The 21649-nt window shown below is 61.4% G+C and carries 21 protein-coding genes; 10 read left to right on the top strand and 11 right to left on the bottom strand.

What is annotated here, in order from left to right:
* Positions 1-117 precede the first annotated feature (117 nt).
* Positions 118-1641 (top strand): sensor histidine kinase, encoded by a 1524-nt coding sequence (locus FHS83_RS10935; RefSeq protein ID WP_167082993.1) that lies wholly within the window; start codon positions 118-120, stop codon positions 1639-1641.
* Between the two features lie 6 nt (positions 1642-1647).
* Here the strand turns inward: FHS83_RS10935 and FHS83_RS10930 are convergent, their stop codons facing one another.
* From FHS83_RS10930 to speD, 7 genes are all read right to left on the bottom strand, one after another.
* A complete protein-coding gene (locus tag FHS83_RS10930; RefSeq protein WP_167082992.1) occupies positions 1648-2232 on the bottom strand; it encodes a periplasmic heavy metal sensor in 585 nt (194 codons plus the stop codon).
* Positions 2233-2247: 15 nt separating this feature from the next.
* The gene (locus FHS83_RS10925) at positions 2248-2607 is read right to left on the bottom strand and encodes a hypothetical protein (RefSeq protein WP_167082991.1); all 360 of its coding nucleotides are present in this window, start codon (positions 2605-2607) and stop codon (positions 2248-2250) included.
* Positions 2608-2634: 27 nt separating this feature from the next.
* A complete protein-coding gene (locus FHS83_RS10920) occupies positions 2635-3183 on the bottom strand; it encodes an RNA polymerase sigma factor (RefSeq protein WP_167082990.1) in 549 nt (182 codons plus the stop codon).
* 31 nt (positions 3184-3214) lie between these two features.
* The gene (locus FHS83_RS10915) at positions 3215-4303 is read right to left on the bottom strand and encodes an aminomethyl transferase family protein (protein WP_167082989.1); all 1089 of its coding nucleotides are present in this window, start codon (positions 4301-4303) and stop codon (positions 3215-3217) included.
* Positions 4300-5715: a phytoene desaturase family protein gene (locus FHS83_RS10910; RefSeq protein ID WP_167082988.1), complete on the bottom strand. Its 1416-nt coding sequence runs from the start codon at positions 5713-5715 to the stop codon at positions 4300-4302. The genes FHS83_RS10915 and FHS83_RS10910 overlap by 4 nt, the downstream gene beginning before the upstream one ends.
* Positions 5708-7066, bottom strand: coding sequence for a phytoene desaturase family protein (locus FHS83_RS10905; protein WP_167082987.1), 1359 nt, complete (start codon positions 7064-7066; stop codon positions 5708-5710). The genes FHS83_RS10910 and FHS83_RS10905 overlap by 8 nt, the downstream gene beginning before the upstream one ends.
* Positions 7067-7217: 151 nt before the next feature.
* Positions 7218-7694, bottom strand: a complete 477-nt coding sequence (gene speD, locus FHS83_RS10900; protein WP_167082986.1) for an adenosylmethionine decarboxylase — start codon at positions 7692-7694, stop codon at positions 7218-7220.
* Between the two features lie 517 nt (positions 7695-8211).
* Between speD and speE the strand changes: the two genes are divergently transcribed.
* Positions 8212-9072 carry a polyamine aminopropyltransferase gene (gene speE, locus FHS83_RS10895; protein ID WP_167082985.1) on the top strand — a complete coding sequence of 287 codons (861 nt, stop codon included), beginning with the start codon at positions 8212-8214 and terminating at the stop codon, positions 9070-9072.
* Positions 9073-9371: 299 nt separating this feature from the next.
* Here the strand turns inward: speE and FHS83_RS10890 are convergent, their stop codons facing one another.
* Positions 9372-9905, bottom strand: a complete 534-nt coding sequence (locus FHS83_RS10890; RefSeq protein ID WP_167082984.1) for a winged helix-turn-helix domain-containing protein — start codon at positions 9903-9905, stop codon at positions 9372-9374.
* A gap of 303 nt (positions 9906-10208) precedes the next feature.
* Between FHS83_RS10890 and FHS83_RS10885 the strand changes: the two genes are divergently transcribed.
* Positions 10209-10562, top strand: a complete 354-nt coding sequence (locus FHS83_RS10885; RefSeq protein WP_167082983.1) for a UrcA family protein — start codon at positions 10209-10211, stop codon at positions 10560-10562.
* 190 nt (positions 10563-10752) lie between these two features.
* Here the strand turns inward: FHS83_RS10885 and FHS83_RS10880 are convergent, their stop codons facing one another.
* On the bottom strand, positions 10753-12918 hold the full coding sequence (locus FHS83_RS10880) for a TonB-dependent receptor (RefSeq protein ID WP_167082982.1): 2166 nt from the start codon (positions 12916-12918) through the stop codon (positions 10753-10755).
* A gap of 231 nt (positions 12919-13149) precedes the next feature.
* On the opposite strand from FHS83_RS10880, the gene FHS83_RS10875 reads away from it, so the two are divergent.
* Positions 13150-13668 carry a prolyl-tRNA synthetase associated domain-containing protein gene (locus FHS83_RS10875; RefSeq protein WP_167082981.1) on the top strand — a complete coding sequence of 173 codons (519 nt, stop codon included), beginning with the start codon at positions 13150-13152 and terminating at the stop codon, positions 13666-13668.
* Positions 13669-13824: 156 nt separating this feature from the next.
* On the opposite strand, the gene FHS83_RS10870 is transcribed toward FHS83_RS10875, so the two are convergent.
* The gene (locus tag FHS83_RS10870) at positions 13825-15864 is read right to left on the bottom strand and encodes an MGH1-like glycoside hydrolase domain-containing protein (protein ID WP_208414492.1); all 2040 of its coding nucleotides are present in this window, start codon (positions 15862-15864) and stop codon (positions 13825-13827) included.
* 161 nt (positions 15865-16025) lie between these two features.
* Between FHS83_RS10870 and trxA the strand changes: the two genes are divergently transcribed.
* From trxA to FHS83_RS10850, 4 genes are read left to right on the top strand one after another with little or no spacing between them, the layout of a single operon-like run.
* Positions 16026-16955 (top strand): thioredoxin, encoded by a 930-nt coding sequence (gene trxA / locus FHS83_RS10865; protein WP_167082980.1) that lies wholly within the window; start codon positions 16026-16028, stop codon positions 16953-16955.
* A 4-nt stretch (positions 16956-16959) separates the two neighbouring features.
* On the top strand, positions 16960-17613 hold the full coding sequence (locus FHS83_RS10860) for an LON peptidase substrate-binding domain-containing protein (protein ID WP_167082979.1): 654 nt from the start codon (positions 16960-16962) through the stop codon (positions 17611-17613).
* A gap of 11 nt (positions 17614-17624) precedes the next feature.
* Complete coding sequence (locus tag FHS83_RS10855) at positions 17625-17816, top strand: Trm112 family protein (RefSeq protein WP_167085427.1); 192 nt, start codon at positions 17625-17627, stop codon at positions 17814-17816.
* Entirely contained in the window at positions 17813-18148 is a 336-nt protein-coding gene (locus FHS83_RS10850) for a gamma-butyrobetaine hydroxylase-like domain-containing protein (protein WP_167082978.1), read from the top strand. The genes FHS83_RS10855 and FHS83_RS10850 overlap by 4 nt, the downstream gene beginning before the upstream one ends.
* Here the strand turns inward: FHS83_RS10850 and FHS83_RS10845 are convergent.
* Complete coding sequence (locus FHS83_RS10845; RefSeq protein ID WP_208414490.1) at positions 18138-18722, bottom strand: GNAT family N-acetyltransferase; 585 nt, start codon at positions 18720-18722, stop codon at positions 18138-18140. The two genes, FHS83_RS10850 and FHS83_RS10845, sit on opposite strands and share 11 nt — an antisense overlap.
* A gap of 283 nt (positions 18723-19005) precedes the next feature.
* On the opposite strand from FHS83_RS10845, the gene FHS83_RS10840 reads away from it, so the two are divergent.
* Both FHS83_RS10840 and FHS83_RS10835 read left to right on the top strand, forming a co-directional pair.
* Positions 19006-19932, top strand: a complete 927-nt coding sequence (locus FHS83_RS10840) for an ion channel (RefSeq protein WP_208414488.1) — start codon at positions 19006-19008, stop codon at positions 19930-19932.
* Between the two features lie 112 nt (positions 19933-20044).
* Entirely contained in the window at positions 20045-21592 is a 1548-nt protein-coding gene (locus FHS83_RS10835; protein ID WP_167082977.1) for an alpha-N-arabinofuranosidase, read from the top strand.
* Positions 21593-21649: the final 57 nt, after the last annotated feature.

The following is a 21649-nucleotide window of genomic DNA, read 5'->3' as shown; positions in this document are numbered from 1 at the left end:
GGCCCGCGACCCGGAATACCGAGTCGCGGGCACCTTTTGTGCCCTTCACAGCGAGTCAAGCGATTCTCATAATCGGTCCCGCGCGAATCAGTGGAATGGCGCGCAGGGATCGGATCAATGGCGGGCCAACACATCGCGACGCGGCCGCTCCTTTATGGAGTGCTGGACAGGCTTGCCGCCTGGCCGTCGCGCAACATCCGCATCACCGTCCTTTTCTGTGTCATCGCCATTGGCGGCAGCTTCGCCGCGGCGGGCGCGTTACAACTTCGCTTTGAGACCGCCAATGCGACCCGGCAGGCGGCCTATTTCGAAAGCCGCAGAGCCGCCGATTTAAGCGCCGTGGTCGCCGCGAGCCTTGAGCGCGCCGAAGAAGAAGGCCGCAGATTTGCCGCAGGAACCCTGACCAGCCTGCCACCCGGCGTACATGGCATGGCGATCTCGGACATCAATGGCACGCCCGGCGCCGTGCTGGGCGAAGCCTTGCCGATGGAAAGCCTCGTCGCCCAGGTGCATGACACGCCGGTGGTGACCGGGGGCAAGGATCGCACCATCATCGCCTTCCGCGAAGGCGAAACGATCATCGCCGTATCCTTTTATCCTTTGCTGCCGGGCAGCCCGCTCGATAATGCGGGCATCTTTGGCGCGGGTGGTGCGGTGCTCGCGGGCCATGCCATCAGCGGCGAAACGGTGGGGGCCAATGTCCCAGGCTGGCCTTTGCGCGTGGAGGTGCTGGCGCAAGATCCTGAAGCGGTGAATGCGTGGTACGCCTCCGTCCCGCTTTATATTTTCGTGATCGCGGGCCCTGCCTTGGTGGGTGCCTGGCTCGCCGCTGTTTTCGTGCGCGAGTTCGAGCGCCGCGCCAAGGCGGCGGAGGCCATCCGCTCCCTGCGCACCACACGGCCCGCCGAGGCAAAGCTTTTGGTGCGCCTTGCCAATGCCGAACGCGCCGCGGTGGAATCGGCCCGCTCCAAAAACGAATTCATCGCTCATATGAGCCATGAGCTGCGCACGCCGCTCAACGCCATCATCGGCTTTTCCGAAGTGATCGAGCGCGGCTATTACGGCCCCGTCGGGCATAAGAAATACGTCGAATACGCCCATGACATCGGCATGGCCGGGCGCCATCTGCATGACAAGGTGGGCGATATTCTGGAATTCGCCAATCTGGAAGCCGGGCGCTATCCCCTGCAGCTCGCAGTCTTCGATGCCGCCGAGCTGGTCGGCACTGTGGTGAGCGACAATGCGGGCCGCGCCTTCTCGCGCCGGATTTCGCTCACCATGCTGCCGAGCGGCCCCGCCATGGTGACGGCCGATCGCGCAGCGGTGCAGCGCATCACGGCCAATCTTCTCTCCAACGCGCTGCTCTACACGCCTGAGGGCGGCAAGGTGCACGTCGTGCTGCGCGAAGATGCAGGCGCGGTCTCGATCGCGATCATCGATACCGGGGCGGGATTCAGCCAAGCCGAGCGCGAAACTGTGGGTACCGCTTTTCGCCGTTTTGAACGGGTGGGCGTTTCCACCGGCACCGGGCTTGGCCTTGCCATCGCCGTCTCGCTGGCACGCCGGATGGGAGGCGCGCTGCGCCTCGAAACGGCGCCGGGCGGCGGCACCTCCGCCGAGCTGCGCCTGCGCCGGGCGTAATCGCGCTTATGGATGCCCCTCGCGGGCGCCATCACGGTCATGCCCATCGCGATCATGGCTATCGCCCTCACGTCCGGGCGGGGGGCCGGGGCGCCAGCCCATGGGACCGAAGGGGCCATGATGGCTCTGCCACTCAGCGGCCTTTTTGCGCTCTTCGGGCGAAAGCATGGGCGCGATTTCGAGCGCGACTTTGGTGAATTCGGTGCCGATGGCGATGTCGGCGGCCTGCATCTTGGCGAAGCCGTTTTTCAGTGCTGTCTGATCAAGCTCGGGGGCGGAGAAAATCTTCAAAAGGTCTTGGCGCGCCGCCTGGGCGTCCGCCTTCAAACGCTCGAGCTTGGGGTGGTGGGCTTCGGCGACTTGACGAATTTTGGCCGCCTGCTCAGGCGAAATATGGCTGAGGAATTTCGGCGACATGAGCTGGCGCACCTGGACACGCTCTGACGGGGCGGCTTGGGGCGGTTGCGGGGCGGGACCCGGCGGATGGGCGGCGAAGCGGTACATGGCCGTGGCAATCACGCCCGCGAGCAGGAGATTCACGCAGAGCGATACGATGAGGGCGGTGTTGAGACGCGGGGCGGGCTCGCTCATCGGCAAAGGTCCATCTCAAAGGTCTTTATAGTAATCCATCACCGACGAGGTATCGGCGAGGAGGGTCGACTCGGACGTGGTGGTGCTGCGGCTGGAACTCAAAGAGGGCACAAAGGCGCCCGCCATCAGCCCTACCGCCAAAGAGAGCGCCAACACCGAGGCAGGCTGCCAGACCGGCGCCCCCGGCCAGAGCCGGTCGGCCCAGCGCTGCGCGAAATGCTTCAGACGTGCGGCGGGGCCGCCCGAAAAACGCCCTTCCGCCGCCAAGCGGTCGAAATCGGCCAGGATGCGCGATTCCAGCCCTGCCGGAACCGGCGTGGTGGCAAGGCTTTTCAGCAGTTGGTCTGCGAATTCCTTATCGTCCATCTCGTTCACTCTTTCGCCTCTCCATTCTGCCCCAGATCACACTCCAGGGCGCAGATGAGAGAGCTTCAACCTTAACGTTCGCCGTCCCCGCGCCAAAAGGGACTCTAATGCTTCAACGCTGATCCCGAGCAGCTCCGCCGCTTCGATATTGCCCCGCTCCTGAAAATGACAAAGCACCATCGCCGCCCTTTGGCGTTCGGGCAGTTCGCTTAAGGCCGCCTCCACTTCCCGGGAAAGATCGGCCACTTCCAAGCCCTTATCCGGCGCCTCCGCGCCATCTGGAACATCGGCAGCGGCTTCCAAGGGTTCCGCCGGGCGCTTACGCAACCGGTCGTAGCACTGGTTCAGCGTCACCCGATAAAGCCAAGTCTCGAACTTGGCCTTTCCAGGCTGCCAGCGGGCGGCATGCGTCCACACTTTCAGGAACGCCTCCTGCACGCAATCTTCCGCCTCGGCTTGGCCGGAGAGCATCCGGCGGGCCAAGGCCAGCATCGCGGGCAAATGCTTGGCCATTAAGGCCTGCGCCGCTGCCCGGTCGCCCTTACCCACGCGGACAACCAGTTCGGTATCCGGATCTATGACCATTCCGGCAGCCAAGCCAGTTGCCCCTCTTAGCTTAAACGGTCGAAGCCGCGGTTTCCGTCGCGGCGCCGGAGAAACCCAGAATCGGCTCGGAAAGCGGCAAGAACGGTAGCGCCACAGCGCGGCAAGACAAATGGCCTATGCTGAGCCCCTGGGGGATTTCCCCCGGTTCCAGCACAGCCAGGCCGATCACCGCCTGGAGCGCGGGGCTATAGCGGCAGGCCAGAAGCTGGCCCAGGCTCCGCCCTGCAAAGGTGACGGGGCCGGGTTCCGCCGGGCCATCCAGCACCAGGCCACAGAGCCCGCGGGCCGGGGCGCCGGTCTTGCCATTATAGTGCGCCCCCGCATCGACCAGACCAAAGAGGCCCAGAGCGGTGAGCGAGGGTTCCGCCACAAAGCCATCACGAGCAGGCGCGAAATCCCGGCCGGGAAGGAGAAGACCGCATTCGAATGAGAGCGTGTCGAGCGCCTCCTGCCCGGCGGGAAGAAGCGCGAAAGGCGCGCCCGCGGCCTGAAGACGGTCCCAGACGATCAGCGCGATATCGGCTTCGCACCAGATCTCGAAACCGATGCCGAGGCGCGAGATGGCGATCTCAAGCCCGCGCCAGGATTGGCGCCGCAACATCATGGGCGCGGGAATGTTGCTGAGCTCCGCCGCCAGGAGAATTTCTTCTGCATACGGACCAATCAGCGCGAGCACGCCATCACTGGTATGATCACGAGCACAAACGCCATAAAGCCCCGCCGCGAAAAACAGCCAATCGCGATCTTCTTCGGCCGCGCTCAAGAGAAAACGGTCCCGTGCGAGGCGCAGCAAGATTCCGCGCCCGCGCACCGCGCCACCATCATTGAGCCAGAGAACTTCGCAGGCCTCATTTTCCGCCAGCCGCGCGCCATTGCGGGTGAAGGCGCGAGCGACAAACGCTTCCACATCCCCGCCGGAAAACTCGGCCCGCCAATGCCAGGAAAGATCGCCCATCACGGCGCCGAAGCGGGCCACGAGCGCCTCCTCGGCGGCGTTTTCATAATAACGCGCCAGCGTATAGCCGCGCCGGTTTTCCCAAACATTGAAACGGTTGGCTTCTACGGCACGGGCATGAAAAGGCGTCGCTTGCAGGCTCATCGCGCGCCTCCGCGCAAATCTTCCTGCACGATGGATGCGGCGATGCGCGCGCTACGGCCCGAAAGACACGGCACCGGCTCGGCTGCTTCACCGCAAAGATAAAGTCCTTTCAGCGGTGTCGTGATGCGTGCGCGCCAAGGTGATGTCATGGCGCGAACATCGAACGGATCGCGCGCCTTAGGCGGCACAAAAGCAAGACCACCGACCGCACTCACGAATTTCGGCACATGATGCTCCAGTATGCGCAGCACCGCTTGTACCAGCCGTGTGGCGTTATCTTTCCAGCCCCCCGGCGGTTCCATCGGCACCGGGCGCACCAGCACAGACAGGATATAAGGTGGGCTCGTTCCGGTCGGCATGGCGACGATTTCGAGGGCGAGATCAGAGGGGATTTGCCCCGACCGCGCCTCTGCATAAGCGAGCGAAGCCGTTTCCAGCCGCTCCGCCAGGACATAGCGGCCCGGCTGCTCGAAAATCGGCGGCAGAGCGTTAAGGCCGAGGAGAACTTTCGCCTGCCCTACTGCTTGCGGCCGCGCGAGCTGGCGCGCCAGCGCGAATCCACAAGAGCCAGGCGGCAGGAAATCGAGCAGCGTCTTGCGCCGTGTGAGGCTAGAGAGAACCGCTTCAGCGGCAAGCATTTCCCCACTCTCGAGCTGCACGCCATGCACGCGTTCGCCATCGGTGAGAAGCCGCGCCACCGGCGCCAGGGTGCGAAACCTCACCCCCGCCTTAGTGGCCACATCGACGCAATGATCGACCAGCATTTGCGGGCCGCCCGCCAGCATCGCGACCGCGCTTTGCAGACCGCACATCTCTTGCGCGGCGCGCCAGGAAAAGAGCAGCGCCGAGCCCGCCGCCGAAGGCGAAATCCCGCCCGACAGCGCATCGAAAGAATAGGAGGCACGTAAGGCATCGGTCTCGAAGGCGCCATCGAGCCAGGTGGTTGCGGCTGTCACCTGCATCTGGCGCAGGCGCGATCTTGTTTCCTCGCTGATCGCGCCCTCTTCCCACCACAGCCCGCGCATGGCGCGCGCGAAGGCATGATGTTCGCGGCGGTAAACCGAAAAGCGCTCCGCATCGCGCTCCGAAAGCGGCGTCAGATTGCGCCGCGCCTCATGCACGTCGCGCGGCAAGGTGAGCGCGGGGCCTTCACCGCGCAAGGCGATGAGCGGCAGATCGCGATAGAGATATTCAAGGCCCAGCCGCAGCTCTTTCAGTATCTTCGGATCCAGCGCGAGAAACAGATGCGGTCCTGGCGGCACGGCGAGATCGCCCACCGGCACGCGATTGGCGCAATCTCCGCCGAGATGAAGATCGGATTCCAGCACCGTCACGCCATAACCGGCGCGGGCAAGATAGGTGGCGGCGATCAAGCCCGGCACACTGGCGCCGATGACAAGCACATCAGCCATGCGCGCCTCCGAGATCGGCGAGGACAGCCGCCGCGGCTGCCCAGCCGGAGGCACAGGTCGCGATGGGGCCAAGCGCGGAAGAAGGCCCTGCGAGATAAAGCCCCGGCACCGGCGTGCGCATGCCGCGGCATTCGGCGAAGGGACGGAAGCCCAGCATCTGTGCGGCGGCAAGCTCGCCGCCCATGAGATCGCCCTCGGTGAGGCCAAGTAGATTTTCGAAATCCGGCGGCACCAAAAGCTCGCTGGCGATGATTGTTTCAGCGCTGCCCGGCAAGGCTTCTTCGAGCATGTCGCGCGCCAAGGCTTCCAGCTTTAAACGCTTTTCATGCGTCCAGGGCCCATCGAAGGGGCTGTGCGGAATGCCGCCCAGCGTGACGGTTGCCACCGCCTTGCCGCTTGGCGCCATGGCAGGATCGATCGCCGAGACAACACGCACCAGCGCGGGCGGCCGTGTCGGAACAATTCCGCTTTTCCAGGCGTGATAGGCGCGCTCGCCATCGGCGGACAAAAGAATGGGCGCACGCAGCCCCTCTGCGCGGCGGGGAATGTGCGACAGCGCCACCAGAAAGCGCGCCACGCCGGGCGCCGAGCGGAAGGCGCCGACGCGCTCGACCAAGCTTTTGGGAAGCTCGTTCCAGGCAAAAAGCGAGAGGAAAGTGCGTTTCAGATCGAGGGTGGAAATCACCGCGCGGGTGCCAATCTCGCGCCCATCGGCGAGGCTGACGGCTGAGACCCGGCCGCCTCTGCGGCGAATATCGGTCACTTCCAGGCCCAGCGAGATCTCGGCCCCAGCCTCCTCGGCGGCGCGGGTGAGTGCCTTGCCAAGACTGCCGAGACCGCCACGCGCTAGCCCGCCCGGCGCACCCGCCAAGATTGCGAGCGCGCTGCCGGGAATGGCCGGATCGAACGGCATCAGCGAGGCCGCCTCGAGACTCACCCCTTCGGGCGCGATATCGGCCAGCGCCATGGTGGCAAGCGGCTCGCCGGGAAAAGGCGGTTCGGGCATCCGGCGCTGGAAAGAGAGGCCACCCGCAACCGGCCGCGCCGCATCCTCGTACACCCGCTGGATCACCTCAGCCTGTAATTCGGCATATGGCCCGGGCACGGCTGCGGTGAAAAGCGCGCCTCTGGGGGCGAGATCAAGATCGCGGAACAGGGGCGCGGGGATGGCGGCCAGGACATCGGCAAAAGGCGAAACCAAGAAGCCAGGGGAGAATTCGCGCGTCGCACACGGCCCACCGGTCTCATTGGCGCGCTCCACCAGCAGCACCTTCAGCCCGGCGCCAGCCAGCCGCGCGGCCGCAGCCAGCCCGTCCGGCCCAGCGCCGATGATGCAAGCGTCGTAGCGCAAAATCTGAAGGTCCCGCCGTTTCGCCCGCCATTATGACAGAGGCAATCCGACAACACAGTTAACCGGCTGCCGAAAAGGAACGCCGATAAAGAAAAAGGACGGGAGCATTTTGGCGCTCCCGCCCTTTTACGAATTCGCGCTTTGAGGCCGATTAGAGCACGCCGCGCTTATGTTCGCCGATCACCAGGCGACCTGGATTAAAAGCTTCCTTGAACACAGAAAGCGCTTTGCGGGGCTCGGCATCTCCACACATGAAGACGTCGAAAGCCGCATAGCCTTTTTCCGGCCAAGTGTGCACGCTGATATGACTCTCAGCGAGCACGGCGACACCAGAAATGCCGCCACCGCCTTCGAAGCAATGGAGGTGAATGTGCAGAAGGGTCGCCCCCGCTGCCTTCACCGCATCGATCAAAGCGGCTTCAATCCGATCACGGTCGTCGAGACCCTCGGCGTCCCATAGATCGATTATCAGGTGACTTCCCGCATAGGTCAGTCCGTTACGATTGATGAAGTGGTCCTTGCGGTCCTCATCCCCAGGGGGAATAGGAACCGGGACAGTCCTCGCAGTCGCGCCGGCGCGAGGCGCCTTTGCTTCTTTGATCGCTGCCACGAGTTCGAGTCGAGCCATCCTGGCACCTACCCTCTCAGAGCATTGACACCTGTGCCCCTCTCCTTGCGAAGGGGGGCGCCTCAAGAAGAAAGCGGCCCGAGGGAAGGCCCTCGTGCCGCTTCGTCCCCCGAAGGGAACGGGGCGAAATATAGGACCCTTGCCCCCCGACGCAAGAACTTTGTCACCCCTCTGTCAAAAATTTTGCCGCGGCGTGCGCTGAACGATGCAGCTTGAGCCACGTTTGGCGTCACATTCCTTTCCAGCGGCTTAAGCAAAGCCGGACTCCGCACACTTCGCCACGCCTTCGCCATGCTTTCGTCATCGAACGCCGCGGAGACGTGCCTTGTGCACGCTTTGTACGTGGCTCAAGCGAGCGCGGGACGAGCTCGCGCGAGCGAAGAGGCAGAATCACCCGGCAGGCTCAGCTAGAAACGCTTGTGCCACAGGGCTTGTGTTGAAGGGGGCTCGGCCCTAAAAGCCCCGCGCCGAAACCACGGAACCTATAGGATTCCACCAGGCCCACCACGGAGGGGTTATGACGAGCTTCAAAGAACGCCTGCACAATGGCTATGCCCAGACGATGGAGCTCGCCGGCGCTCCGCTGGTCGACGAAAAGAGCAAATATCAGCACATCAAGATTTTCGACACGGTTTCTAACGGCCGCGTCATGACGCTGGACGGCGTGGTGCAGATCACCAGCCGCGACGAGTCCGCCTACGCGGAAATGCTGACACATCTGCCGATGCTGGAACACGGCAAGGTCAAAAGCGTGATGATCGTTGGCGGCGGCGACCTTTCCATCGCCGACGAAGCGCTGAAGCATAAGGGCGTGAAGGAAGTCATCCTGGTCGATATCGACGGTGACGTGATCGCCCACTGCAAGAAGCATTTTGGCGAAATCAACGCCAAAGCCTTCCGCGACAAGCGCCTCAAGATCGAAGTGGCGGATGCCTTCGAATTCCTGGCGCGCAAGGAAAACAAGGCTCGCTTTGATCTCATCATCGGCGATCGTCCCGATCCGATCGGCCCGGGCAAGGCGCTGTTCGGCGAGACATTCTATGATCGCATCAAGAACGCGCTGAAGCCCGGCGGGTTCGCCACTTTCCAGACCGGCGTGCCGTTTTATCAGCCTTCGGAAATCACCGACGCGCTGAAAGAACTGAAGACGCATTTCTCGCGCTCCGGCCTCTATCTGACGGTCGTGCCGACTTACATTGGCGGCTTCATGACCCTGTCCTGGGCTGGTAAGGGCGCGGCGCGTCTCGGCACTCCGGCCGGCATCAAAAAGGCTGCGCGTGCTTATAAGCGCCTCAAACTGAAGACCGATTACTACAACCCCGCAGTCCATGCCGCCGCCTTCGCGCTGCCGGAATGGATTGCCCGTTTGGTCCCCTGATCGCTGTTCATAGCTGAACGCTGCTGCGGCCCGCTTTCACACGAAGGCGGGCCGTTTTGCTAAACGCGAAGCCGCATCACCTGCACGTGGCACAAGAACGACGGAAAGTCCTTACCTGCAACGTTCAGAAAGACCACGCTTTAGCCCTAATGGGGCGCGGATTTCGCCATTGTGGCCGACCATATGGCAGTTTCAAGACAACGCTTTGGACCCAAGATGAGCCGCACCTTTATTTTTCTCGCCGCCCTGATCGCCCTCACCTTGGGCGCGGTGCTGGGCTTCGCGGCCTAATCTCTTCTTTAGAGCAGGCGCGCGCCGATAAACCCGACCGCGGTCAGAAGCGCGCCAGCAGCAAATCCAGCCATCGCAAAGACCGCCCGGCTTTCCTTCCAGCTATTGAATGGAGTTTGCGGAAATAGGCTTTCCGGCAGCGCAGGCTCCGCGCAGGCTGAGTCCGCAGGGCATTCAACCTCAGCCCGCATTTCATCCTGGTTGGCAGGTGCGTCACAAATGAGCTGATAGCCAATCCGCGGCACGGTCTCGAGCGTGAAGCCGCCATGGCTTTCGGAGAGCCGCCGAATCCGGGCGATACAGCGGTGAATGGCATCATCGCTGACGGCGAATCCGCCCCAGCAGGTGGCCATCAGCTCATCGCGGGAGACGACCTCGCCCCGACGCCGGGCCAAGGCGACCAAAACCTGCATGATCCGCGGCTGGAGCAGCTCACGGGCCCCGCCCGCCAGCACCAGACGCTTGGAGGGGCAGACCTTCAGCCCGCCCAACTGGAAATCATTCTCTTGCACCAGAACAATCTGGTCCAAAGCGGCACGCATCTTAATAGCTCCGTAACGGACTTACCCGTTTGCAGCACAGATTTGCGCGTTTCCTCCTCCGAACGTCTTATACTTTCGCTATTGCACAGTTTTGTAAACGTCAGAATTTGTGCACTAGTGCCAATGGATTGGGCGACTTTTTTGTGGCGATCTAAAGGTATTTTGCTGCACTGCAAAAAGTCGGTTGCAGCGCGGCAAAAGTCGGAGTTAGATCGGGGTCAGGCCCTTTCAAATCGTCGCATGACAGCGTTGTCTGTTCCGGCGGTTCGGATGGGGACCGCTGAACAACCAAAGGAGAACAACATGCTGAAGATTGTGGGCACCGCTCTTGTCGCCGCTGGTTTGATCGCTGGCGCAGCCCAAGCCGAAGAAGTCATCCGCAAGGACGTCCAGGTCGCCTATCACGATCTCGACCTTGCCTCCGAAACCGGTGCGAAGACCCTCCTGGTCCGCATCGAGAAGGCCGCCAACGAAGCTTGCGGCAACTCGCCCTATTTCTACTCCTCCTATTCGGTCGCCCCGGCGCTGGCCTCCAAGCAGTTCGCCGCCTGCCGCGCCAATGCGATCAACTCCGCTGTGAAGTCCGTGAAGGCTCCGCTGGTGCAGAACCTCTATGCCACCAACGGCAGCTACACGCGTATGGCTGCTGGCCTCTAATAGGCCATTTCGGCGCGCGCCTGACCGAGAAGGCCAAGGCCTGCGCCGAGCCCACACTGCATAACTTCGGGCGGATCGAAAGGTCCGCCCGTTTTCACATCTAGAGCCCTCTTCTCAGCACTCTCCTGACGCAAAAAAATAAGGGCGAGCCTTGCGGCCCGCCCTTTTCTGTCGCGTCTGACGCGCCCGCTTACGGGATATGCGCCGAGAGCTCGATGCCGATCACGCGCGGATCGTTGACGAAGCCGGTGAGGTCGTCGAAGTCGATACCGCCCTGCAAATTCTTGCGGTTGGTGATGTTGCGCGCATAGGCGGCAATCTGGAAGTGCTTGTCGGGGAAGACATAGCCGAACTTGAGCCCGCCTTCATAATTGCCGTTCGAATTGAACTCCTTCGACTTGTAGAGGAAGAAGTTGGTGTAACCCTGCCACCACCAATCGGTATAAGCGAAGAGCTCGCCGCCATTCTCAAGCGGATAGCCATAGCGGGCCGTGAACTGGACTTGGTAATCCGGGGCCTGCGGGAAGGGATTGCCATTGAGATAGGCATTGCCGGCCTTATCCACCGCGTTCGTCACCGTGCACTGGGCGCAGACGCCCGTCTTCAGGTTGGGATCGCGGATCGAGGTGACGGTGCGGCTGGCGCCCAAGGTGACGAGAAGGTCCTTGGTGATCGCCCATTCCGCGTCGGCTTCCAGACCATAGGCCAGGCCCGCACGCGCATTCATCAGGTTGACGGAGTTCGAGCCGCCGCCGATCGCCGAGAACTGCATGTTGCGGACGTAATAGGTGAAGCCGTCGAAGTTGAGGCGCAGGCTTTTATCCAGGAGCTCGGTCTTCACACCCGCTTCATAGGAGGTAATGGTTTCCGAACGGGCCTGGGAATAGCCATTGCCGAAAGCGAGATTGCGGCCCTGGATGGACGGCGCACGGAAGCCGGTCGCTACGCGGGCATAGGCTTTCAGGTCGTCCGTGAAGCTGTAATCGGCGCTCACGTCCCAGGAGATGTTGGAACCGCGCAGACGCACCGGGTCGGTGATCGGCTTCATCAAGGGGCCATTCGCCGTCATGCCTTTGGTGTCAGAGGTCCAGCGGATGCCGCCCGTCACCTTCAGCTTGTCGGTGAACTGGTAGCTCGTCTGGCCGAACAGCGCGTAGGAGATGTTGGTCTGGCGCACTGCGGTGGGGGCGACATAGAAGGGATTGGTCGTGTCCTGGTAATCGGTATCGAACCAGAAGCCGCCGACTTGCCAGAAGAGCGGACCGGTCGAGTTCGAGGCTAGGTGAATTTCCTGGGAATACTGATGCAGATAATCCAGGCCGTCCTGCGTGTCGGACTGGAAGAAGATCACGCCCGGACCGGTGGGATTGCCGCCGTCGATATCGCCGCGGCTATAACCGTGGGTGTATTCGTAACCGGTGATCGAGGTCAGCGTGACCGGGCCGAAATCATAGGCCAGCTCGGCCGAGGTACCGAGGCCATTGTACTTCTGCGGGTTGTTGGCGCCGCCGTCGAAATACACCTTGTTATAGACGTAGTTCGAATTGAGCTTGTTGGAGCCCTTGTCGACGATGTTGGCGCGGAAGATCGCCGCGGTGCCATCCAGCGAGCGGAAATGTACGTTGAACAGGGCCGAGAACTTGTCATCCGGCTTCCACTGCACCTGCAAGCGTGCGGCCTTTTCGTCATAGCCGCCCATCACGCCGTTGGTCTTCTGGAAGGCGTTGTCGATGTAGTTGTCGCGATGCTGCCAGATGCCGGAAATGCGCGCCGAAATCGTATCGGTCAGGCCGCCACCGGCTGCAGCTTCGATATTGGTGGTGCCGAAGGAGCCATAAGAGGCCGTGAAGCGGGATTGATAGTCATCCGTCGGCTTGGCCGTGGTGAGCTTGATGATACCGGCCGTGGTGTTGCGGCCGAACAGCGTGCCCTGCGGGCCGCGATCCACTTCCACCGCCGCGAGATCGTAAATCGGCGAGCTCTTCAGGATGACGTTTTCCATCACCACATTGTCCATGATGATGGACACGGGCTGCGAGGCGGCGAGATCGAAATCGGTGTTGCCGAGGCCGCGAATATAGAAGCGCGGCGCCACGCGGCCGTTCGAGCTTTCGGCATAGACGTTGGGGATCGAGTTCGCCAACGCGCGCACATCCTGGCCGGAGGCAAACATGGATTCGATCTTGTTGGTGTCGAGCGTCGCCACCGACATCGGCACATCCTGCAGGTTTTCCGCGTGCCGCTGCGCGGTAACCGTCACCTCTTCAATCTGCTGGGCCTGGGCAATGCCGCAGAACGCCGCCGAGAGAAGAAGAAGTGAAGTGAATTTGCCGATCTGGGTCGCTTTACCCGTCATATTACCCCTCTAATGCCGAAATTTCGGACAGCCAGTTGCACTGCCTTAGGAACGCGCAGCGTTATTGGCGGGGAATGTGTGGATGCTGCATAATTGTGTCAATGAAAACACGGTTAGGCGATGTGCGCTTTACGTGCCGCTGTGGCAGGCGCACTACGTTTTTGTGGCGCTTTATGGACTGTCACATTTAAGCTGCCGCAAAAATGCAAGTTATGCTGATGAAATGAGCAAATGAGCGAAACACTTCCTTCTGCCGATGCGCGTGAAACCGCGCTGTACAACCGTTTTCAGGCCCTTGGCATTGCCTATAAGACCTATGCGCACCCGCCGGTGTTCACGGTGGAAGAATCAGCCTCCATCAAGGAGACCATTCCCGGCGGGCACACCAAGAACCTCTTTTTAAAAGATAAAAAAGGCGGACTATGGCTGGTGGTGGTGGACGCGCAGCGGCGGGTGGATTTGAACGCGCTCGCCAAACAGCTCGATGCGCCGCGCTTTTCCTTCGGCTCGGCGGAACTTCTGGTGGCTACGCTTGGCATCACCCCCGGATCGGTGACACCCTTCGCGCTTATAAATGACACCACCCGTCAGGTTCGCCCGGTGCTGGACGCCGAGATGCTGAAGAACAATCCGGTCAACTATCACCCGCTGCGCAATGATCGCACGACCTCGGTGACACCCGATGACCTTGTCCGCTTCATCGAGGCGCTTGGGTATCAGCCGGTAATCGCGGGGATACCGGAGAAGTAGGGGAAAATCTTCAGACTGGATCCCTCGCCCAATCCAATTTCCGTCATGGCCGGGCTCCGACCCGGCCATCCAGGCAATGCATGGATCTGGCGCGAACACAAATGTTGTGCGGCGATAAAATGGATGGCCGGGTCGGAGCCCGGCCATGACGATTGGCTAAAACACCTTCATCTGCACCAGCCGCACGACCTTGCCTTTGGGCACGGTGAAGGACACACGCACTTGTTCGGCCTGGGCGGAGGACCACTGAAGCTTGGTGATGCCGTTCGCGACCGGCTTGGCATTGGCGATATCGCGCCACTTGCCGCCAGAGAGAATTTGCAGGCGGATATTTTCCGGCGCTGCGTATTTGGCGCTGTCCGCAAAGAAGGCAAGTTCCGCTGACTGCGTGGCGGTCGGCTTGCCGAAATCGACCGCGTACCATTGCGCGCCCGCGCCGCCTTCCGTCGTCCAGCCATGCGGCATTTCGGGGAAGAACCACACCCGCCCATCAATGGCGCGATAAAGGCTCGGCGCATCGGCGTTGATGGAGGCATTGGCGTGGGGATAGCCGGTGAGTTTGAGGTTCCGCGCAAGATTGATCGGGCGGGCCACGGGCTGCGGCGCAAGGCGCGGCAAGGGCAGAAGGACGCGCTTTAAGCCCGGCTCATGCGCCACGATCTTGCCGTCGACGAACACCGAAAGCCCCGCACCAAGCCCATATTTCTTGCCATCCGCATCGAACACCACACCCACCAAATGGCCGTGATAAGGCACATCTTCCAGCGCGAAGTATTTCAGATATTGCGGGTCCTTGGGGTCGGAGGGCAGCAGCGGATTGACCTCCAGAACATCATCCTCATGCGGACGAATACCTGCGAGGCCGGTGATGACAAGATCATCGAAGCCAGAATGGAAATAGTGATGGCTGCGCGGCAGGCCGACGATGGGTTTTCCAGTCGCCGGGTCGTAATCTTCTTCCAGATCGAGCTTGCCGTTCTGGAAATGCAGATCCGCATATTGGCGCAAAAGGCGCAGATAATCGGTGCGCGTCACCGCCTTCTGGCGCTCATCCTGCAGGAAGTTCTGCATCGCCGTCAGCACCGCCGTGGTCTGGAACGGCCAGACCGGCCCATTCCACTGGCATTCGCGCAAGCTCGTCGCTGCGTCATAGCGATACTGCTTCATATAATATTCGTAGGACGGCCCCACCGTGCGCAAGCCATGCGGACCGCCAAGCCCATCGGGCGATAAGAGATAGGCCCAAGCCGCATCATATTTCGCATCAGACGGCACCACGCCAAAGGCCCAGGGCACATAGCCGACAAGTTCGCGCCCGCGGATTGGCTCCCAGTATTTCACGAACTGGTTAGAAACCTTGTAGCGGTCGATGAAATGCGAAAAGGACGGGTTCCAAAGATCCGCCAACATGTGGGCGCGAATGTCTTCGGCCTTGGCGGCATATTCCGTTGCCACGGCCGTATCACCGCTCAACGCGGAGAGCCGCGCAATCGCGACAGCATTGGCGAACATGAAAGAGTTGATCGAAGGGCGGAACGCATCGCCGCCCCAGAAGCCATCCTTGCCGCCGCTCGCATCGATGGAGGCGATGGTATACTCGGTCGCGTCCAAGAGCGGCATGATCCAATAGAGCTTCTTCGCCGGATCGTAGTGATCGTCCCAGGCGGTATAGCTTTTCTTCAACGCCGCGAGCTTTGAGGCCGCAAACCCCGTGTCACCATCCACCAGCGCGCGAGCATAGACCGCATCGCCGATATATTCGGCGAAGTGATGGTCGTTGCCGACGGAGGTCATGAAGTCGATGTAATCGGCGGCATAACGCCGGTCGCGCAGCCAGCGCCCTTCATAGATGTGAAAGCCGGTGGCGTCGTTAAGGCTGGCATAGGGCTCGAGCTGCCAGCCGACATCTTCCAGAAATTCGGTGGAGATATAGCCGAGGTTGCCCAGATCGCGCTGATGCGCCCGGAAAATCTGCCAGCGATAATAGTAAACCTGATCGAGCTTTGGGTCGGCAGATTCAAAAAAAGGAATATTGCCCTCATACCAGGGCGCATCCGCCCCGAAATGCGCCGCGGCAAGGCGATGTTCGTCCAGCACGGCAGCATTCGCCGCGGAGAGAAAGCCCAGAGCCAATACCCCTAAGCCTAGCGCGAAATTTTTGGCCGTGATTTTCATGCGGAAACCTTTCGGACGCATGGCTCTATGCTGAATTTGTCCGACAAGTGCAAGAGCTCCTGCCGCCCCCGCCACTGCGCCTTTCTGCCTCTTGGGAAAGTGGGCATTCCCCCAGCGCGCGCCCCCTTTTCTTTCCGTTGCCGAGCGCCCATGTTGGGGAGTGCATCACAGGATTTTTCACCATGGCTTTGTTTGGTCTCGGCGGTTCCACCCCTAAAGAAGGCGCAAATCCCCACATTAAGGATTCCAGCCTCGCCACTTTCGCGGCGGATGTGTTGGAAGCGAGCCGCGAAGTACCGGTGATCGTGGATTTCTGGGCCCCCTGGTGCGGTCCCTGTAAGCAGCTTACCCCGGCGCTTGAAAAAGCCGTCACCGAGGCGAAGGGCGCGGTGAAGCTGGTGAAGGTCAATGTCGACGAGAACCAGGAAATTGCTCGCCAGCTTCGCATTCAGTCGATCCCGACCGTTTACGCATTCAAGAACGGCCAGCCGGTGGACGGCTTCATGGGCGCAATCCCCGATAGCCAGCTCAACCAATTCGTCGCCGGACTGATCGGCGAAGGCGGCGGTCACGGCGGCCACGATCATGCGGCGGAAGTTCTCGCCTTTGCCGAGCAGGCCTTCGAGCAGGGCGATATCGGCCAAGCCGCCCAAGCCTATGCCCATGTGTTGCAGGATGAGCCTGGCAACCCCAAGGCTGTGGCGGGTCTGGCGCGCTGCTACCTCAAAAGCGGCGATCTGGAACGCGCCAAAACCACCCTCGCGCTGGTGCGCCCTGACGACGCCAATGACGAGGCCGTGCGCGCGGTCAATGCCGAGCTTTCCTTGCGCGAAAAGGCGGCGGCGGCTTCGGGCAAGAATACGGAACTCGAAGCCAAGCTTGCCGCCAATCCCAACGACCATCAGGCGCGCTATGATCTGGCGCTCGCCCTTGACGCCGATGGCGACCGCGAAGGCGCCATCGAGGCGCTGCTCGAACTCGTCAAGCGTGACCGCAAATGGAATGAAGAAGCCGCCCGCAAGCAGCTTGTGACCTTGTTCGAAGCGATGGGGCCGACCGACGAACGGACCATCTCCGCCCGCCGCAAGCTTTCCTCGATCCTGTTCTCGTAAAGCCATGGCCTTTATCTACAACACCCTTGGCGATCTGCCGGATGTGCTCGACATCTTCCCGCTGACGGGGGTGCTTTTGCTCCCGCGCGGGCAGTTGCCGCTCAATGTCTTCGAGCCGCGCTATCTGGCGCTGGTCGATGCAGCGCTGGCGGGCACGCGGCTGATCGGCATGATCCAGCCCACGCAAAGCGAAGACAAAGTGCTGCGCCCTGCCCTTTCGGCCACCGGCTGCGCCGGGCGCATCACCGGTTTTCGCGAGAGCGAGGACGGACGCTATATGATCACGCTGACGGGGGTGTGCCGGTTCCGGGTGGTTGAAGAATTCACCACCGACACGCCCTATCGCCGTATTCGCCCGGATTTCGAGACCTATAGCGAAGATCTGACGCCACCGGATGAAACCGATTTTCCGCGCGAACGCCTGATCACCTCGCTGAAGGATTATCTCGCCAATCGCGACCTGAAGGCCGATTGGAAAAGCGTGATGGGTGCGCCGCCGGAAACGCTCGTCAATGCGCTTGCCATGCTCTGCCCCTTTGAGCCTGCCGAAAAGCAGGCGCTGCTGGAAGCCCCGGGCTGGCTCGAGCGGGTGGATACGCTGATCGCGCTTTTGGAGATGTCCGGCGCGGGCCCGCAAGGACCGGTATCCCTGAACTAAGAGGCATGGCGATGGAGCCTGACCGCAAATTGCTGGAAATCCTGGTCTGCCCGGTCAACAAGATGCCCTTGAGCTATGACCGCGAACATCAGGAGCTGATCAGCAAGGCGGCGGGGCTTGCCTATCCTATTCGCGATGGGGTTCCCATCATGCGCCCGGACGAGGCGCGCCAGCTTTCAGATGCGGAGCGAGACTTCAAGTGAGTGACATCTGGCCAAGTGAAATCCGTCTGTTGAAGGACAAGCGTACGCTGCGCGTCGGCTTCGAGAATGGCGAAAGCTATGAGCTGCCTGCGGAATATCTGCGGGTGGAATCGCCCAGCGCCGAGGTGCAGGGCCATAGTCCCGCCGAGAAGATCACCGTGCGCGGCAAGGAAAATGTTGCCATCACCGCGCTTGAGCCGGTGGGCAATTACGCCGTGCGCATCGTCTTCGATGACGGCCATAATACCGGGCTTTACACCTGGGACTACCTTGCCAAGCTGGGCCAGGGGCTTTCAACGATATGGGCGGCGTATCTGGCGTCTAAGCCTTAGGCCGCAGCATCGACCAGAGGCGCGGGCCGCCTGGAACCTGCCAATCGCCGATCAGCTCAAAGCCCAGCGCGCGGTAAAAGCCAAGATTGCGCTCGGTGCCGGTTTCCAAATAGCAGGCGTCGGTTTTGACGAGCTGATCAAGCCCTGCCTGGATCACCGCGCGGCCATAACCTTTGCCTTGCGCCGCCGGATCGCAGCCCGCGATGTGCAGATACCAAAACTCGCCCTTTGGCATTTGCGCCTCGATGGCATGCGAAAGCCCCATCGCGCGAAAAACATGCGGCCCCAACGCTTTCAGATACGACTTGGCGTTCAGAAGCTCTTCCAGGAACGGGATGGCGATACGGCCGGGCGCGCGCCATAGCGTGGCCGCTTCACCACCAGGGGTCATCATCACCCCACCCGCCTTGCGGTCACTGGCAAAGAGCTGGCGAAAGAGCAGCGGCATACGGGTTTTGCGCTGCTCTTGATCCGGGAAAATGAAGGACATCGCCGGATCGTTGATGAATGCCCTTCCCAGCATCGCCGCGATCTTGTCGCCATCTTCGCGCTGGCCCAAACGTACATCCGTCATGCGCGATGATCTCCCTACCGCTTCAACGGCTTCTAACATCGCCCACAACGGCCTGGAAGCGCCAAGGCGCGAAGGGCATCACGCAGAAGCCGTTGTCATCCCCGGCCGAGAGGATCGCGCATAAGCGCGACGCACGAGGGGGTGACAGTGGTATATGAGCGCGGAAAGAGTTTTTCCGCCTCCATTCTCAAAGCCCAGCCACTCTGTGTATACATAGAGCCACAAACCAATGGAGCCGTGGACTGCCCATAACCGCAGTCCCGCTGGAGCGTGTTTAAGTCCCGTGGCTAATCGTTTATCTGACCGCATCTCGCCGAAGAATTGGCGCGCCGCACCTGCCCCAGGCTCGTATATCACGCCGGGCGGGATGAAGCGCTTTGCCATCATCAAGGGCCAGGACCACACCCGCTGGACCGATTTCTATCACGCCATCCTGACCATTCCCTGGGCGCTGTTCATTCCGGTGCTGGGATTGTTCTTCGTGCTGCTCAATTCGGTCTTCGCACTTATCTACATGCTTGATCCGGGCGGCATCGCTTATGCGCGGCCGGGCAATTTCTGGGACGCGTTCATCTTCAGCGTCCAGACCATCGCCTCGATCAATTACAGCGTGATGGTGCCCAAATCCCATTACGCCAATGTGGTCGTGGTTGTGGAGGCGTTCTCGGGCATCATCAACCTCGCCCTGATCACCGGCGTGTTGTTCTCGCGCTTCTCGCGGCCCTCGGCGCGCATCCTCTTCTCCCAAGCCGCGGTGATCACCAATTTCGATGGTGTTCCGACCTTGATGTTCCGTGCCGCCAATCAGCGCGGCAATCAGATCTTGGGGGCCAATGTCTCGCTTACCTATGCCTGGCAGCACACCACACAGGAAGGCCTGATGATGCGGCGCTTCCGGGAGCTGCCGCTGGTGCGAGCGCACTCCCCCCTCTTCGCCCTCTCCTGGACGGTGATGCACCGGGTCGATGAGACAAGCCCGCTCTACGGTCAGACGACCGAAAGCCTGAAAGCCTGCCAGGGCGAGCTGATCGTGCTCCTCAGCGGCACGGACGAGACCTTGGCCGATATGGTTTTCGCCCGCCACTCCTATCAGCCGGACCGCATCCTGTGGAATCACCGGCTGGTGGACATCCTCTCCCGCCTGCCGGATGGGCGGCGCATGGTCGATCTCACCAAATTCCACGATACGGTCAGCGACGAGACTGCCTGAGCCCTCTGGGACTTCCGAACAAAAAAGCGTGACTGCCTGCGCCCATAAGGAGCGTTGCCGGGACGCTTAAGGCGCGCTATGTATTTCTCATACAAATACATTGGAGGGACATATGCGCCGCTTGGCTCCTTGGGTCATGGCCTTATCTTTAGTGAGTATTCCGGCCTTGGCCGAGGGCACGATCACAGTCTCGGTGGATACGGCCAAGCCAGGGGCCAAAATCGACCGGCACATCTTCGGTCAATTCGCCGAACATCTAGGGACGCAGATCTATGATGGCATCTGGGTCGGCAAGACCTCCAAAATTCCCAATACGGGCGGCATCCGCAACGACGTGGTTGGCGCCTTGAAAGCCTTGCATGTGCCGGTGGTGCGCTGGCCGGGCGGCTGCTACGCCGACCAATATCACTGGCGCGATGGCGTCGGCAAAAAGCGCGTCGCACGCGTGAACGCGGCCTGGGGCAATGCGCCCGAGCCCAACACCTTTGGCACCGACGAATTCATGACCTTCGCCAAGCTGATCGGCGCCGAGGCTTATATCTCGCTGAATGTCGGCTCAGGCACGGTGAAGGAGGCCGCCGATTGGGTGGAATATATGACCGCCCCCACCACCGCGACGCTCGGCAAGGAACGCGCCGCCAATGGCCATCCCGAACCCTATGCGGTCCACTATATCGGCATCGGCAATGAGAGCTGGGACTGCGGCGGCCTTATGACGCCGGAAGATTACGTCCAGCAGATGAAGCTCTATGCCCGCTTCGTCAACAACTACAACACCGCCGTGCCGACCCAGAAAGTGGCGGTAGGCCCGGGCGGCGATGACACGGTATGGACCGATGCGGTAATGGAGACCTGGAAGAAGCGCCATGGCTGGTCGTTCGACATCAACGGCATGTCGCTGCATTCCTATACCTGGGGCGCTTGGCCGCCCTCGCATCCCTCGACCGGCTTTGGCGAAGACGAATACGCCTTCATGCTGAAGGACACGCTGCATATGGAGCCGCTGGTCGCCAAACAGGCGGCGGCGATGGACAAGTTCGATCCCGAAAAGAAGATCTCGCTGACGGTGGATGAATGGGGCGCGTGGCTGGCGCCGACGCCGGGCTCCAATCCCGCCTTCCTGCAGCAGCAGAACTCGCAGCGTGACGCCGTTCTGGCCGCGCTCAATCTCAACATCTTCTTCCGCCATGCCGACCGCATCCGCATGACCAACATCGCCCAGATGGTGAATGTGCTGCAGGCGATGATCCTGACCGAAGGCAATAAGATGGTGCTGACACCCACCTATCATCTCTTCAAGATGTATGTGCCCTTCCAGGATTCCACCTTCCTGCCGGTGAGCTTCGATGCGGGCACCTATAAATTCGGCGATATCACCTTGCCGAAGGTCGATGCGGTCGCCGCCAAGACCAAGGACGGCAAGATCGTCATCGCGCTGACCAATATCGATGCCAAATCGCCTGCAAGCTTCAGCGTGAAACTGCCCGGCGCGTTGGGCACGGCAAAGGGTGAGGTTCTTTCCGCACCCAAGCTCGACAGCGTGAACAGCTTCACCGCACCCGAAACGGTAAAACCGAAAGCGGTCTCCGCCACGGTCACGGACGGCACACTTTCGATCACGCTCGCGCCCGCCTCGGTCACGGTGCTGACGCTGAACTGATTTTTCTTTTCACGATGACTTCCGGCGCTACCCGAAACGGTGGCGCCGTTTTTTTGC

The organism is Rhizomicrobium palustre (assembly GCF_011761565.1).
Classification (GTDB): Bacteria; Pseudomonadota; Alphaproteobacteria; order Micropepsales; family Micropepsaceae; genus Rhizomicrobium; species Rhizomicrobium palustre.
The sequence above is the reverse complement of the archived record's forward strand: the minus strand, read 5'-3'. Positions and strand labels throughout refer to the sequence as shown.